Origin of the sequence: Streptomyces zaomyceticus, assembly GCF_014656215.1 — a bacterium.
Lineage (GTDB): Bacteria > Actinomycetota > Actinomycetes > Streptomycetales > Streptomycetaceae > Streptomyces > Streptomyces zaomyceticus.
Window position 1 is genome coordinate 1 of the sequence record NZ_BNBZ01000060.1, and the last position, 15,608, is coordinate 15,608.

General features: G+C 71.4%; 12 protein-coding genes and 1 riboswitch. Of the genes, 6 read left to right on the forward strand and 6 right to left on the reverse strand.

The window, feature by feature from the left end; genetic code table 11:
* The first annotated feature begins 901 nt into the window (after positions 1–901).
* Together IE311_RS35990 and IE311_RS35995 are read left to right on the forward strand one after the other, a co-directional pair.
* Positions 902–1,882, forward strand: a complete 981-nt coding sequence (locus IE311_RS35990; protein WP_229902378.1) for an oxidoreductase — start codon at positions 902–904, stop codon at positions 1,880–1,882.
* Positions 1,883–1,893: 11 nt separating this feature from the next.
* On the forward strand, positions 1,894–2,625 hold the full coding sequence (locus IE311_RS35995) for a transporter substrate-binding domain-containing protein (protein WP_189836120.1): 732 nt from the start codon (positions 1,894–1,896) through the stop codon (positions 2,623–2,625).
* A gap of 116 nt (positions 2,626–2,741) precedes the next feature.
* Here the strand turns inward: IE311_RS35995 and IE311_RS36000 are convergent, their stop codons facing one another.
* The gene (locus IE311_RS36000) at positions 2,742–4,124 is read right to left on the reverse strand and encodes a lysine 2,3-aminomutase (protein ID WP_189836121.1); all 1,383 of its coding nucleotides are present in this window, start codon (positions 4,122–4,124) and stop codon (positions 2,742–2,744) included.
* A gap of 588 nt (positions 4,125–4,712) precedes the next feature.
* Here IE311_RS36000 and IE311_RS36005 point away from each other — a divergent pair.
* Positions 4,713–5,528 carry a class I SAM-dependent methyltransferase gene (locus IE311_RS36005; RefSeq protein WP_189836122.1) on the forward strand — a complete coding sequence of 272 codons (816 nt, stop codon included), beginning with the start codon at positions 4,713–4,715 and terminating at the stop codon, positions 5,526–5,528.
* A gap of 64 nt (positions 5,529–5,592) precedes the next feature.
* Here the strand turns inward: IE311_RS36005 and IE311_RS36010 are convergent, their stop codons facing one another.
* From IE311_RS36010 to thrC, 5 genes are all read right to left on the reverse strand, one after another.
* The gene (locus IE311_RS36010; protein WP_189836123.1) at positions 5,593–6,063 is read right to left on the reverse strand and encodes an SRPBCC domain-containing protein; all 471 of its coding nucleotides are present in this window, start codon (positions 6,061–6,063) and stop codon (positions 5,593–5,595) included.
* A gap of 251 nt (positions 6,064–6,314) precedes the next feature.
* Positions 6,315–7,943, reverse strand: a complete 1,629-nt coding sequence (gene groL, locus IE311_RS36015) for a chaperonin GroEL (RefSeq protein WP_189836124.1) — start codon at positions 7,941–7,943, stop codon at positions 6,315–6,317.
* Positions 7,944–8,261: 318 nt separating this feature from the next.
* Positions 8,262–8,465, reverse strand: coding sequence for a cold-shock protein (locus IE311_RS36020; protein ID WP_015035246.1), 204 nt, complete (start codon positions 8,463–8,465; stop codon positions 8,262–8,264).
* Positions 8,466–9,114: 649 nt separating this feature from the next.
* A complete protein-coding gene (locus IE311_RS36025; RefSeq protein WP_189836125.1) occupies positions 9,115–9,390 on the reverse strand; it encodes a MoaD/ThiS family protein in 276 nt (91 codons plus the stop codon).
* A gap of 14 nt (positions 9,391–9,404) precedes the next feature.
* Complete coding sequence (gene thrC, locus IE311_RS36030) at positions 9,405–10,715, reverse strand: threonine synthase (protein WP_189836129.1); 1,311 nt, start codon at positions 10,713–10,715, stop codon at positions 9,405–9,407.
* Positions 10,709–10,852, reverse strand: a riboswitch (SAM riboswitch). It overlaps the preceding gene by 7 nt.
* Positions 10,853–11,001: 149 nt before the next feature.
* On the opposite strand from thrC, the gene IE311_RS36035 reads away from it, so the two are divergent.
* From IE311_RS36035 to IE311_RS36045, 3 genes are all read left to right on the forward strand, one after another.
* The gene (locus tag IE311_RS36035) at positions 11,002–11,943 is read left to right on the forward strand and encodes a glucosyl-3-phosphoglycerate synthase (RefSeq protein ID WP_189836126.1); all 942 of its coding nucleotides are present in this window, start codon (positions 11,002–11,004) and stop codon (positions 11,941–11,943) included.
* A 38-nt stretch (positions 11,944–11,981) separates the two neighbouring features.
* Positions 11,982–13,853 carry a DUF7927 domain-containing protein gene (locus IE311_RS36040; RefSeq protein WP_189836127.1) on the forward strand — a complete coding sequence of 624 codons (1,872 nt, stop codon included), beginning with the start codon at positions 11,982–11,984 and terminating at the stop codon, positions 13,851–13,853.
* A 90-nt stretch (positions 13,854–13,943) separates the two neighbouring features.
* Positions 13,944–15,383 carry an alpha,alpha-trehalose-phosphate synthase (UDP-forming) gene (locus IE311_RS36045; protein ID WP_189836128.1) on the forward strand — a complete coding sequence of 480 codons (1,440 nt, stop codon included), beginning with the start codon at positions 13,944–13,946 and terminating at the stop codon, positions 15,381–15,383.
* The last annotated feature ends 225 nt before the right edge of the window (positions 15,384–15,608 follow it).

The window sequence follows — 15,608 nt, forward strand, 5'->3', positions numbered from 1 at the left end:
CAAGCCCACCCTTGACCCGGCAACGGAGACCGCCCATAAACACTCGGAGGGCGGCCCGGGGTGGGCGCCACGCCGGGGCCCGGGCATCGGCGGGGGCATGAACTGCGGCTGTCGGGCCGGTGGGTGGGGGCTCGGCCAGTTGCCGGGATGGGTGGGTGTGGCGCGGCAGGCTGGTGGTGCGCGGTTGTTGAATGGGGCGGCCGGGGCGGGCTCAGCGGGTGGCGGTGGCTCTCTGGTGGGGCTTCAGGCCCCGCTGGTCACTCTTGGTGGGTGGGGAGTGGAGTAACTGCACACTTCTCGGACCAGGCCAGCCAAAGAATGCCCCCAAAGGGGGTAAATCCCCCCATGCGGGGTGGAGTAACTACAAGTAACCCTCACCGCCCGCCGCTCACCACCCACGAACCCGGACCAGCGGGGCCTGAAGCCCCACCACGCTCGACCGGCACCCGCTGAACCGAGCCGCGCCACCCCATTCAACAACCGCGCACCCCCCACCGACCGGACCGTGTCCACCCACCCCGGCCACTGGCCCAGCCCCCACCCACCGGCCAGGCAGCCGCATCCCATGCCCCCGCCGATACCCGGACCGGTTGCGTGGACGTCTCCCCCCGGCCGCCCTCCGAGTGTTTATGGGCGGTCTCCGTTGCCGGGTCAAGGGTGGGCTTGCCCATCGCGCAAGCGACGCCGTCAGGCGCCCTTGACGCGGTGACGGAGACCGCCACGCTCGGAAAGAGGGCGGCCGCACGCGGCACACCCGAACCCGGCCCACCCCCAGCACCCCGCCCGAACCCGCACCCGTCAACTCGCCCCCCACCCACCCACACCACGAACACCACCACCCCCACAACCGGAATCCCTTATCCGATGGCGGCTCCCCCTCCCCTGGGAGATCATCCCCGGCATGACCGCCACCACAAGCGACACCACCGCCCAAGAAACCCCCGCTCCTGACCCCGCTCCTGCCTCCACCCCTACCCCCACCCCCGCCGCTGCCTCCGGCACCTGGACCCTCGGCGACCTCACCGTCAACCGCGTCGGCTTCGGCGCCATGCGGCTCCCGCAGCGCGGCGAGGCACTCGTCGAGAACGCCGTCCCGCGCGACCGCGACGAGGCGATCGCCGTGCTCCGCAAGGCCGTTGAACTCGGCGTCAACCACATCGACACCGCCGCCTTCTACTTCTCCCCGCTGCGCTCCGCCAACGAGCTCATCCGCAGCGCCCTCGGCGGGCCCTACCCCGACGACCTCGTCATCGCCACCAAGGTCGGCCCCGCGCGCGACACGACCGGCGCCTGGAGCGAGCACGCCCGGACCCCGCAGGCCCTGCGCGGCCAGGTCGAGGAGAACCTGCGCCAGCTCGGCCGCGACCACCTCGACGTGGTCAACCTCCGTATCGTCGGCACCGATTCGATCGCCGAGCGCTTCGGCGCCCTCGCCGAGCTCCGCGAGGCCGGGCTCGTCCGCCACCTCGGCGTCTCCAACATCACCCCCGACCAGCTCGCCGAGGCCCGGACCATCGCCCCCGTCGTCTGCGTGCAGAACATGTACGGGATCGGCGTCCGCCCCGAGTACGAGGACTTCGTGCGGCTCTGCGGCGAGCAGGGCATCGCCTTCGTGCCCTTCTACGCCATCGCCGCCGGCGGCCGTCAGGGCGGAGCCACCACCCCCGAGAGCCCCGAGGTCCTCGCCGTCGCGGAGGCGCACGGCGCGAGCCCCGCCCAGGTCCGGATCGCCTGGACCCTCCACCAGGGGCCGCATCTGCTCGCCATCCCCGGCACCGGCGACCCGGCGCACCTCGCCGCCAACGTCGCCGCCGGTGCGCTCCGGCTCACCGCCGAGGACCTCGCTCTCCTGAACGACCTGCACCGTCGCGAGCCTGCCTAGACTCCGTCCTCATGACGCCCACTCCGCATCCCGCTCCCGCCGTCGCCGCCGACCTCGCCCCCACCGGCACGCTCAGGGCCTCCATCAACCTCGGGAACCCGGTGCTCGCGCAGGGGACCCCCGAGGCGCCGTCCGGAATCACCGTGGATCTGGCGCGGGAGATCGGGGCCCGGCTCGGGGTGCCGGTCGAGCTGCTGTGCTTCGACGCGGCGCGGAAGTCGTTCGAGGCGATGGCGGACGGCCGGGCCGATCTCTGCTTCCTCGCCGTGGATCCGGCGCGGGAGAAGGAGGTCGCGTTCACCGCTCCGTACGTCGTCATCGAGGGGGTGTACGCCGTCCCGCGCGACTCCGCCCTCGTCACGGTCGAGGAGGTGGACGCGCCCGGCGTCCGGATCGGGGTGAAGCAGGGCTCCGCGTACGACCTGTTCCTGTCCCGGTCCCTCGCGCACGCGACGGTCGTGCGCGGGGAGGAGGGTGTGGACACGTTCCGGACCGAGGAACTCGACGCAGGGGCGGGCATCCGTCAGCCGATGACCGCGTACGTCGCCGAGAACCCCGAAGTCCGGCTGATCGAGGGCCGGTTCATGGAGATCCGGCAGGCCGTCGGTACGACGGTGACCCGCGCGCCGGAGACCGTGGCCTTCCTCCGTGCCACTGTCGAGGAGCTGAAGGCGAACGGCTTCGTCTCGGCGTCCCTCCGCCGGGCCGGCCAGGACGAAAGCCTGCTGGCCGCGTCCGCCTGACGCGCCCGGCGACGCGGTGGCCCGGGGCTCAGCGTTCCGGGCTCAGCGTTCCGGGCTCAGCGTTCCGGGGCACAAGGCCCGGCCATAGGGGTCCCGGCCACAGAGGCGCGGGGGGCTCAGCCCACCAGGTCGTCAGGCGTCAGCGACTCCCCCGGGATCAGGGCCCGGTCCCGGGGCCCGTACGGGGTGAGCTCGTCCCACCGGGTCGCCCTCGGGTCGAAGCGCGCGTACGCCACCGTGCCGGTCAGGGCCGGATCACAGGTCCGGAGGGCGCGGAGGGCGAACGCGGGACCGTCTTCGAGGTGGGCGATCCCTTCGACGGCGAGTTCGCCGAGACCGGTGGTCATCACCGGACCGCGCAGAACGGGCGCAGGCACCCGAAGCCCGGGCTCCGTAGCCTCGCCCCCGCCCCCGCCCCGGCCTCCGACCCCGACCCCGGCCGCGAGGCCAACCCCCGTGCCCGCCCCCAGCCCGTTCCCCAACCCGTCCCCCAACCCCGAGACCTGACGTACCGCCGCCGTGCAGACGTCCAGGGTCCGGGCCAGCGACAGGCCGGGCGAACGGCGACGGGGGCCCTCCTCGTACCCGGCGAGCAGGGCGTGCGGCACGAGGCCGAGCGCGATCTGGTCCCGCCACATCCGGGCCCAGACCCCGGCGTCGTCGTTGACGTGCCGGACGACGGGCGCCTCGGTGCGCAGCACCGCGCCCGTGGCGCGCAGACGGCTCACGGCCCGGCGGGTGGCTTCCGGACGGAGTTCCCGGGGGTGGGAGATCGGCAGCGTCAGGACGAGACGGCGGCCGGAGGCGACGACGCGTTCGAGGAGCCGGAGGAGGTCGTCGGCGTCGGGGGCGTCGAGGAAGCGCTGTGGGCGGAAGGACACGGTCTCGGTCCGGATGCGGACCGTCGTGACGTGCGGCCGGTCGAGGAGCGGTGCGAGGTACGTGTCGAGGAGCGGGGTCCGTACGGCGAACGGGTCGCCGCCGAGGAGGACCTCGGTGATCTCCGGGTGGTGTGCCAGGTGGGCCGCCATGGCCTCGGGCCCGCCGGGCATCCGGGGCCGTACCGGGTCGCCGGTGGAGCCGGGCCGGCGGAAGCAGGACGCGCAGGGGGCGCGGCAGGTGCGCCCCTGGAAGGGGAGGACGAGCAGCGTCTCCGGGTACGTGTGCCGGAGGTCTCCGTCGTCCCGGCCGCCCGGGTGGGGGTCGAACCGTTCGCGCAGCCCGTCGACGACGAGGCGCAGCCGGTCCCGGTCACCGTCCCGCAGCGTCTGCTCGACGGCGGCGAAGTCGGCGGGGGCGAGCATGTCGCGGTGGGGCATGACGAGCCGGTAGAGGGGGTCGTCGGGGGCGCGCGACCAGTCGACGAGTTCGTCGGCGACGTGGGAGGTGATCCTGAAGGGCAGCACCCGGCCGACGATCTCGGCGTCGTGGCCGAGGGCGGGCTGCCCGGTGCGGTCGGCGATGAGTCTGCCGAGGCGATGACCGGTGAAGACGTTCACCGGTGTCCCGCCGTCGGAACGTCGGTCGTCTGCACGGTCGTCGCCTCCCGGGTGGCGGTGCGGAGCGCACCCTCCGGACGATGATGGGGAGCGCGGCCCCGGTCGCCAATGGCGCTAGCGGCGGCCCGGAGCGGGGGCAACCCGGGAGTCCGGCCAATCGCCCGCGACACGTACCGGACAGCGCCGCGTGGCGGGGTCGGCCGGTCCGGGCCGATTCGACCCGGTTCACACCGCTGGGCTTTCGGCCGGGGCGCGGCGGCGGGCACGTGTCAGGTTGACGCCTTTCCTCCGGCTCGCGCGGGGGCGGGACGCGCGAGGCGGGCCCTGACGGGCGGGCCCCGAAGCCAGGGCGAACACCGTCGCAGCCCTGGAAATCGTTCCGGAATGAGGCCTGGGCGACGGCCGGGAAGGCCTCTTCCCGGCCCTGGGCGCGGCCTTACGGACCCCCCTCGACAGGGCGCGCCGCAGGCCCTCACGGCGCGCGCCAGGGGCCGCACAGGCCCCGCACAGCACATCAGCGCACCGCCTCTGACCTGGGCTTTTGCCTCAACTCACCTTATTCTTGGGGGACTCGAAAGGGGGATCCACATGGATCGGAACGACCGCGGCATCCGCACGATCGAAGACGTCCTGGGCCTGCTCGACGGACTCTTCGCACCCGGCGCAGACCGCTGGACGGACAACGGCACGAACAGCGACACGGACGACGTCACGAGCCGCATCACGAGCAACATCACGAACGACGTCACGAGCAGCGGCGCGCAGTGGTGGGACGGCTTCTATGCCGACCGGGACAAGCCCGTGCCGTTCTTCGTCGCCAAGCCCGACGAGAACCTGGTGTCGTACGTCGAGCGGGGCCTGCTCCCGCCCGGCGCCCGGGTCCTCGACCTCGGATGCGGGCCGGGGCGCAACGCCCTGTACCTCGCGTCGCTCGGCCACCGGGTGGACGCCGTCGACCTTTCCGCCACCGCGATCCGCTGGGCGGAGGAACGGGCCGAGCAGACCGGAACGACAGGTGTCCGGTTCATCTGCGGAAACGCGTTCGCGCCCGACTCCGCCCTGGCGGGGCCGTACGACCTCGTCTACGACTCCGGCTGCTTCCACCACCTGCCCCCGCACCGCCGCGTCAGCCACCTCGCGCTCCTGGACCGGCTTCTCGCCCCCGGTGGACTCTTCGGGCTCACCGCGTTCGCCGCCGGGGAGGGCGGCATGGGCTCCGAGCTCCCCGATGCCGACTTCTACCGGCAGGGAAGGCTGGACGGCGGGCTCGCGTACACGGACACCGCTCTCAGGGGCCTCTTCCGCGACCTGACGGAGATCGAGATCCGCCGGATGCGCGACGAGGCCGCCGGCTCCCCCGTCTTCGGCGAGTCCTTCCTCTGGACGGGCCTCTTCCGACGCTGACACCACTGCACCCGCGTCACCGCACCACCGTGTCACCACGTCACCACGTCACCGCGTCACCGCGTCACATCGACTTCAGGTGCTCCGCCAGCCGGTCGTACTGCTCCCTCACCCCGGACTCCATGCCCGCTGCGAGCGCCTGGTCGCGGATCTCGTTCGAGGGCCAGAAGGACGTGCTGGTCAGGGCCGTGCCACCCTCCGGGGTCGCGTCGAACGTGAGGGTGACGCGGACCGGTTCGCCGTCCGGCATCTGCTCGAAGACCTCCGTGTAGTCGAGCCGCTCGACCGGGACGATGTCCTCGTACTCACCGGCGAAGACGAACTCCTGACCGTCCGGCGCGGTCTGGCCCCAGCGCCAGGCGCCGCCCGGCCGCAGGTCGATGTCGACGACCGTCGTGGTCATCCCGGACACCCCGTACCACTCCCGTACGTGCTCGGAGACCGTCCACGCCTCCCAGACCCGGGCCGGCGGGGCGTCGAAGGTGCGGGTGATGACCAGCTCACGGTCGGCCGGCGTCGTCAGGAGGGTGACCATGGTCCGTTCCCTTCACGAGAGGGGCCCTTCCGGGTCCCTTCCAGGATCACCCCGCCGCTCCCACCCACGCACGTCCGCGCGCGGACCCCGCGCGTCGGCCGTGCGCGCCGGCCTTGCGGGCCGATCCCGTGGACCGACCACGTAGGCCCCCGGCAACGCCCGAGGGCGGCACCCCGGTGGGGGTGCCGCCCTCGTTCGTCTGCTTCGCGTTCGGCTCTCGCGTCCCGCGGTGAACCACCGATCCCGGAGGATCAGAAGTCCATGTCACCGCCCGGCATGCCGCCGCCGGCCGGCGCGGACGCCTTCTCCGGCTTGTCGGCGATGACGGCCTCGGTGGTGAGGAACAGCGCGGCGATCGACGCGGCGTTCTGCAGCGCGGAGCGCGTGACCTTCGCCGGGTCGATGATGCCCTCGGCGATGAGGTCGACGTACTCGTTGGTCGCGGCGTTCAGGCCGTGGCCGACGGGCAGGTTGCGGACCTTCTCCGCCACGACGCCGCCCTCGAGGCCGGCGTTGACCGCGATCTGCTTCAGCGGGGCCTCGAGGGCCAGCTTCACGATGTTCGCGCCCGTGGCCTCGTCGCCCGCGAGGTCGGCCTCGAGCTTCTCGAAGACCGAGGAAGCCTGGAGCAGGGCCACGCCACCGCCGGCGACGATGCCCTCCTCGACGGCCGCCTTCGCGTTGCGAACGGCGTCCTCGATGCGGTGCTTGCGCTCCTTGAGCTCGACCTCGGTCGCGGCGCCGGCCTTGATGACCGCAACACCGCCGGCGAGCTTCGCCAGGCGCTCCTGCAGCTTCTCGCGGTCGTAGTCGCTGTCCGAGTTCTCGATCTCGGCGCGGATCTGGTTCACGCGACCGGCGACCTGCTCGCTGTCACCGGCACCGTCGACGATGGTGGTCTCGTCCTTGGTGATGACGACCTTGCGGGCGCGGCCCAGCAGGTCCAGGCCGGCGTTCTCGAGCTTGAGACCGACCTCCTCGGAGATGACCGTGCCGCCGGTGAGGATGGCGATGTCGTTCAGCATGGCCTTGCGGCGGTCGCCGAAGCCCGGGGCCTTGACCGCGACGGACTTGAAGGTGCCGCGGATCTTGTTGACGACCAGGGTCGACAGGGCCTCGCCCTCGACGTCCTCGGCGATGATCAGCAGGGGCTTGCCCGACTGCATGACCTTCTCCAGGAGCGGGAGCAGGTCCTTCACCGAGGAGATCTTGGAGTTGACGATGAGGAGGTACGGGTCGTCGAGCGACGACTCCATGCGCTCCATGTCGGTGGCGAAGTACGCCGAGATGTAGCCCTTGTCGAAGCGCATACCCTCGGTGAGCTCCAGCTCCAGACCGAAGGTCTGGGACTCCTCGACGGTGATGACGCCTTCCTTGCCGACCTTGTCCATCGCCTCGGCGATGAGCTCGCCGATCTGGGTGTCGGCGGCGGAGATGGAGGCCGTGGAAGCGATCTGCTCCTTGGTCTCGACATCCTTCGCCTGCTCGAGCAGGGCGCCGGAGACGGCCTCGACGGCCTTCTCGATACCACGCTTGAGGGCCATCGGGTTGGCACCGGCGGCCACGTTGCGCAGGCCCTCGCGGACGAGCGCCTGGGCGAGAACGGTGGCGGTGGTCGTACCGTCGCCGGCGACGTCGTCCGTCTTCTTGGCGACTTCCTTGACCAGCTCGGCGCCGATCTTCTCGTACGGGTCCTCGAGCTCGATCTCCTTGGCGATGGAAACACCATCGTTGGTGATCGTGGGGGCGCCCCACTTCTTCTCGAGGACGACGTTGCGACCCTTCGGGCCGAGGGTGACCTTGACGGCGTCAGCGAGCTGGTTCATGCCGCGCTCGAGACCGCGCCGGGCCTCCTCGTCGAACGCGATGATCTTGGCCATGTGAAGTGGTCCTCCCGGACATGGGGTGGATAACGCTCCAGGACCGCGCCGACGCCCGCGACGGACGGCCTCCGCAGCTCCGCGTGGTTCCTTGCCCCACCCGGCCGGCGGCCTCGTCTGCCCGATCCTCGTAGCACTCTCACCTTCCGAGTGCTAACGCCAATGATTAGCACTCGCCCTAGGAGAGTGCAAGCGACTCTCGAGTTTCGGGAGGTGGACGGGGGGCGTGAGGGGGCGCGGGAACGCGTGAGGGGCCCGCGTCCCCTCAGGGATGCGGGCCCCTCGACGGCGTTGCGTCGGTGGCCGATCGCGCCGCGCTCAGACGGCGAGCTTGACCATGTCCGCCTGCGGACCCTTCTGGCCCTGCGAGATCTCGAACTCGACTCGCTGTCCTTCTTCGAGGCTGCGGTAGCCATCCATCTGGATCGCGCTGTAGTGGACGAAAACATCCGCACCACCGTCGACCGCGATGAAGCCGTAGCCCTTCTCCGCGTTGAACCACTTGACGGTGCCCTGAGCCATGCCTAACTCCCCTATTACTGGCCCTTGCGCGGGACCCGCACTTCGCGGACCCGGGTCAGACCCTGCGCCGGAACGCGTCGACCGCCGCTGAATGTATCTGCCCAACTGCCCTCTGCAACAGGTCATTCGAGCGAGAATTCTGGGCGCCACGGAAAGGCGAATTGGGGAGAATCCCTTGAATCCCGGGGCAAGTCGGGCCCGGCAAAGTGCGCAGAGGGTACACATCGCGCACACACTTTGGCTGCTTCTTGTCGGGCGGGGACGCATTCTCATATGCGTCCGGCATGAGCAGCGGAGAGGACTTCCCCAACTCTACCGCGCTCAACCATGCAGAATTGCCCCTTCCGCTTTATGGCGCGGAAGGGGCAATTCAAGAAAGACGGGACAGGCGATGCGCCACGAGAAGCTCAACGGCTCTGGCGCAGACCCGGGCGATCGGCCTCCGGCGCAGGGCCGGGCGATCGGCCTCCGGCACGGTGCCGCGGGGTCTCCCTCCCGGCACGGTGGCGCGGGGGCGGCCTCCGGCGAAGCGCAGCGGAGTCGGCCTCCGCGCGGCGCTGCGGGGATCGGCCTCCGCGCGGCGCTGCGGGGATCGGCCTCCGGCACGGCGCCGGAGAGGGAGAACACCCTCCGGCACCGTGCCCGGCGGTCAGCCTCCGGCGACGGCCGGGATGATCGAGACGCCGGCGCCGGCCGGGGTGGCCGTCTCCAGGCCCTGCTCGAAGCGCACGTCGTCGTCGTTCACGTAGACGTTGACGAAGCGGCGCAGCTTGCCCTGGTCGTCCAGGACGCGGGCGGCGATGCCCGTGTGGTTCTTCTCCAGGTCGGCGATGACCTCGGCGAGGGTCGTGCCCTCGGCCTGGACCTCGGACTGGCCACCCGTGTAGGTGCGGAGGATGGTGGGGATGCGGACGTTCACGGCCATGTCTTCGAAACCTTTCAGAGGGCCAGGCCGGCGTCGCGGAACGCGTCGAGGCTCGGGCGGATGGTGACGGTCGCCTGAGAGGTGTCGGCCACCGCGTCCAGGGTCTTGAGTCCGTCGCCGGTGTTGAGGACGACGGTGGTGAGGTTCGGGTCGATCAGCCCGTTCTCGACGAGCTTCTTCGCGACGCCGACCGTCACCCCGCCCGCGGTCTCGGCGAAGATGCCCTCGGTCTGCGCGAGCAGCTTGATGGCCTCGACGACCTGCTCGTCGTCGACGTCCTCCACGGCTCCGCCGGTGCGGCGGGCGATGTCGAGGACGTACGGGCCGTCGGCCGGGTTGCCGATCGCGAGCGACTTGGCGATCGTGTTCGGCTTCTGCGGGCGGACGACGTCGTGGCCGGCCTTGAAGGCGACGGAGACCGGGGAGCAGCCCTCGGCCTGGGCGCCGAAGATCTTGTACGGCTTGTCCTCGACGAGGCCCAGCTTGATGAGCTCCTGGAGGCCCTTGTCGATCTTGGTGAGCTGGGAGCCGGAGGCGATCGGGATGACGAGCTGGTCGGGGATGACCCAGCCGAGCTGCTCGCAGATCTCGTACGCCAGCGTCTTGGAGCCCTCGCCGTAGTACGGACGGAGGTTGACGTTGACGAAGCCCCAGCCCTCGCCGAGCGGGTCGCCGATGAGCTCCGAGCAGAAGCGGTTCACATCGTCGTAGTTGCCCTCGATGGCGACGAGGTCACCGCCGTAGACACCGGCCATGACGACCTTGCCCTGCTCCAGGTCGTGCGGGATGAACACGCAGGAGCGGAAGCCGGCGCGGGCGGCGGCGGCGCCGACGGCGCCGGCCAGGTTGCCCGTGGAGGAGCAGGAGAGGGTGGTGAAGCCGAAGGCGCGGGCGGCCTCGATGGCCTGGGCGACGACCCGGTCCTTGAAGGAGTGGGTCGGGTTGCCGGAGTCGTCCTTGACGAAGAGCTTGCCGGGGGCGACGCCGATCTCGCGGGCGAGGTTGTCGGCCTGGACGAGCTTGGTCCAGCCCGGGTTCAGGTTCGGCTTGTCGGCGACGTCGGCCGGGACGGGCAGCAGCGGGGCGTAGCGCCAGATGTTGGCGGGGCCGGCCTCGATCTGCTTGCGCAGGGCCTCGGGGTCACCGGTGGGGAGCTCGTAGGCGACTTCGAGCGGCCCGAAACAGAGTTCGCAGGCGAAGATCGGGCCGAGCGGGAAGAATTCACCGCATTCGCGACAGGAAAGCCCGGACGCGGGTCCGAGGTCGACGGTGGTCGCGGGGGTAACGGTCTGTACAGCCATGGAGGCGAGGCCCTTTCTCCTCATCTTTCCCATGACGAATTTTTCGCCATGAGACGGATTTGGCACCTTCCCTAGCCGGGAGCCTCGCTGGAGTACGAGAACCGACTGGAGGGTTGCCGGGGCTTCAACGGGCCGTTTCCCTCTGCCCCTCTGGATGAGCGGTATTCGATTGTGAAGCGCGGTGAACTTTCGTTCCTGCGCTCCGACGCGGTCGGCACCCCGACGTGCATCGGGGATCCGCGTTGCTCAAGACTGTAACCGAAGGCCCGGACGCTTGGACCGGCCGTCCGAACCGCGAGATGGAGATCACGTGTTGGAAGAGGTGGAGCGCTGGCTGGACCGGCGGTCCTGGTCCGTGGCGGACCGGCCGCTGGAGCGGATCCTCGCCGCGAAGCGGAACACGAAGGTCAGCGTCGTCCTGCCGGCGCTGAACGAGGAGGCGACGGTGGGTGACATCGTCGCCGTGATCCGGCGTGAACTGATGTCCGAGGCGGTGCCGCTCGTCGACGAGCTGGTCGTCATCGACTCGGGCTCCACGGACCGCACGGCGGAGGTCGCGGCGGCAGCCGGGGCGCGGGTGGTCGCGCGGGACGCGGTGCTGCCCCGGATACCGGCCGTGCCGGGCAAGGGCGAGGTCCTGTGGCGGTCGCTGATGGTGACCACCGGGGACGTCGTGTGCTTCATCGACGCGGATCTGCGGGACTTCTCGGCGGACTTCGTGTCGGGGATCGTGGGTCCGCTGCTGACGGATCCGGACGTGGACTTCGTGAAGGCGATGTACGACCGCCCGTTCGGAGACACTCCTGGTCAGGGGGGCCGGGTGACGGAGCTCGTGGCCCGCCCGCTGCTCAATCTGCACTGGCCGCAGCTGGCCGGTTTCGTGCAGCCGCTGGGCGGCGAGTACGCGGCGCGGCGGTCGCTGCTCGAACAGCTGCCCTTCCCGGTCGGTTACGGAGTGGAGCTGGGGCTGCTCGTGGACGCCCTGCACACCGTGGGTCTGGACGCGCTCGCCCAGGTGGACGTGGGGGTGCGCAAGCACCGGCACCAGGACGGGCTCGCGCTCGGCCGGATGGCCGCGGCGATCTACCGGACGGCGCAGCTGCGCCTCTCGCGGGGTCATCTGGTGCGGCCGCGGCTGACCCAGTTCGAGCGGGGCGAGAAGGGCTTCGAGCCGCGTACGTACGCGGTGGACACGGAGGAGCGGCCTCCGATGGCCGAAATCGCGGAGTACGCGCGCCGCCGCGTGGCGTAACGCCCCATGATGATCCGTTTTGCATACATTGCCCTTTTATGCGCTTCAGACAACCTCACCTGGGCAGGGTGCTCACGGCCATCGGACTGACGGCGGGCTCGCTCGCGATCACCACGGCGGGACCGGCCGCGGCGGACGTGGTCGAGCCCTTCGGCAAGCGGTACGGCGCGTCGCTGTACGGCGACTTCACGACCCTCGGCAACACGGTCATGGGCTGCCCGACGGCCCCCGCCGACCTGGCCGCCCGCTGTGCGGCCGCGACGAGCGGCCAGGGCTCCGACCACAACGACACCTTCGTGATGCGGCGCCTCGACGCCGCCGGCACGGCCGGCGGCGGGACGGCCGGCTTCGGCTCCAGCACCGGCCGGGTGAAGATCCCGGCGGGCGCCGAGGTCGCGTACGCCCGGCTCTTCTGGGGCGGCAACGACGGCACGTACAAGGGGCCGGACGGGGCGCGGCTGAAGCGCTGCGACATCTCGGGCACGGATGCCGGGGCCTCGCCCGGCGACCCGACGACGACCGCCCCGGTGATCAGGGTCGGCGCGGGCGCCGCGACCCCGGTCTCGATCGACAGCATGGTCGCCGACCCTGCGGACACCGACGGCCCGCACTACTACACGGGCGAGTCGGACGTCACCGCCGCCTTCGCCGGCGTCTCGGGGACGGACGCGCGGGTGGCGGTGGGCAACATCTGGGCGCCCGAAGGCAAGGGCTGTGTGGCGGGGTGGTCCCTGACCGTCGTCCACAGGTTCCCGGGCCCCGTCGCGGCCCTCGCCCCCGAGCGGCGGAACGTGTACGTGTACGGCGGCCACGTCCTGCAGCGCTCGGCCTCCCCCGCCACCACGATCACCGTGGACGGCTTCCGCCGCGGCGGCGGTACGGCGCGGGCGAGCGTCACCGCTTACGAGGGCGACCGGAGCACCCCGGGCGACACCTTCCTCGTCGACGGCAGGGCCGTCACCGGGGCCCGCACCGGCGGCGCCACCGACTTCTTCGTCGGCGGGAGCGACGGCGCCGTCGCCCCCGAGCTGGTCGACAACCTGAGCATCGACGCCAAGGCCTTCGACGTCCCCGCCGGCGCCGTCCCCCGGGGCGCGACCTCGGCCGAGCTGACGTTCTCCACCCGCGGCGACACCTATGTGCCCTCCGCGTTCGCCCTGTCCGTACCGGTCCCGGACCTGGAGATCACCAAGACGGCGAGCCCGCGCTCGGTGAAGCCGGGCGACACCCTCACGTACACGATCACCGCGAGGAACACCGGCACGCTCGACTACCCGAACGCCAGGTTCGGCGACGACCTGACGGGAATCCTCGACGACGCCACGTACAACGGGGACGTCAGGACGACCCTGGGCACGGCCACGTACACGGCACCGAGGATCGGGTACGCGGGGAGCATCCCGGCCGGGAGGACGGCGACCGTCACCTACTCGGTGAAGATCAGGAACCCGGCGGCGGGCGACGGGCGGCTCCGCGCCGGCGTGGTCGTGGAGACACCCCGCTCCAACTGCGGAAAGGGCAGCACGGACCCGGCCTGCGCGGTGTCCCCGCTCATCGACAGGCCGAAGCCGAGGCCCACCCCGACGCCGACCCCGACGCCGGTCGACCCCACCCCGGCCCCCACGCCGACGCCGACGCCGACGGCGGTGGACCCGACGCCGGATCCGGCCCGCCACGAGCCTTCCTCCCCCGCTCCGCCGGCCCCGGGACCCCAGGGGAACAGCGAGCCCGGTGACGACAACGGCAACAGTGACGACAACGGCAGCAACGGCAACAGCGGCAGCAGCGGCTCGATGGCCGAGACCGGCGGCAACGGCGAGCGGCTGTGGCTGCTCGGCGCGCTCGGACTCGCCCTCGCGGCGACGGGCCTGGTGGCGAAGGCGGCGATGCGCGGCCGACGCGAGAACTGACCCCGGCGCCCCCGATCACCCTGCGTGGCCGGAACCGCCCGTCTTGTATACGTACGTTTGAGCGTTTACGGGACGGGCTAGGTTCGCCCCATGGCTTCTGTTCTTGTGGCATCCAATCGAGGCCCCGTCTCGTACGTGCTCGGCGAGGACGGTGAGCTCGACGCCCGCAGGGGCGGCGGCGGCCTGGTGTCCGGGCTGAGCGCCATCTCCTCGCAGGACAGCCTGTGGGTGTGCGCGGCGCTCGGCGCGGGCGATCGGGAGGCCGTCCGGCGCGGCATCGGCGAGCCGGGCGTACGAATGCTGGACATCGCCCCCGAGGTCTACGCCGACGCGTACAACGGCATCGCGAACTCGGTGCTGTGGTTCCTCCACCACCACCTCTACGACATCCCGCGCGAGCCGGTCTTCGACGCGGAGTTCCGGCGCCGCTGGGAGTCGTACCGCGCGTACAACCGCGCCTTCGCCGAAGCGCTGGCCGCCGAGGCGGACGAGGGCGCGGCGGTCCTGGTGCAGGACTACCACCTGGCGCTGGTCCCCGGGATGCTGCGGGAGCTCCGCCCGGACCTGCGGATCGGGCACTTCACCCACACCCCCTGGGTGTCCTCCGAGTATCTGCGGATGGTCCCCGACGACATCGTCGAGGAGCTGCTGTGGGGCATGCTCGGCGCCGACGAGCTGGGTTTCCACACCTGGGGATGGGCCTCGTTCTTCATCGACTGCTGCTCCCAGCGGGACGACGCGACCGGTATGGCCCAGGGGATGTGGCCGAGCGGCGACCCCTGGCGCGGGGTGACCTGGCACCGCTACGGCGTCGGGAAGGGCCGCACCCGGGTCCGCGCGTACCCCCTGGGCGTCGACGGCGACGAGCTGCGGGCCCTCGCGTACCGGCCCGCGGTGGACGAGCGGCTGGCCCGGCTCCGCGAGGAGGTCGGCGACCGCAAGGCCATCGTCCGCGTCGACCGCACGGAGCTCTCGAAGAACATCCTGCGCGGCCTCCTCGCCTACCGCGAGCTGCTCACCGCCCACCCCGAGTGGCGCGACCGGGTGGTCCATCTGGCCTCGGCGTACCCCTCCCGACAGGACCTGGCCTCGTACCGGGAGTACACGGCCTCGGTGGTGGAGCTGGCCGAGGAGATCAACGCCGAGTTCGGCACGGCCGACTGGCAGCCGGTCATCGTCTCCGTGGAGGACGACTTCACCCGCTCCCTCGCCGCCTACCGCCTCGCCGACGTGGCGCTGGTGAACCCGGTGCGCGACGGCATGAACCTCGTCGCGAAGGAGATACCGGTGGTCTCCGAGGCGGGCTGCGCGCTCGTCCTGTCGACGGGCGCGGGCGCGTACCAGGAGCTGAGGGAACACGCGCTCACGGTGAACCCCTTCGACGTGTCGGAGACCGCCGAGGCCCTCCACACCGCCCTGTCGATGCCGGCCTCCGAGCGCGCCGACCGCACGAAACGCCTGGCGGCCGCCGCGACGGCCCTCCCGCCGCAGCGCTGGTTCCTGGCACAGCTGGAGGCGCTGCGGGAATAGGGGGCGTCCTGAAAGGGCGGCCCGGTGCGTCTCTTCCGGGCCGGGCGAGATCCGGGAGGGACGGCCCAGGTCATCTCTCGCGGGCCGGGCGGGATCCGGAGACCGACCCAGGCCCCAGGCGGCTGAGGCGGCCTAGGGCGTGTCCGCAATGTCGATCGGTCGTTACTCCGTTCGTGGTGCGACGTCATGAACTGACTGATCAGGCATGGGAAGTGATCGGGCCGT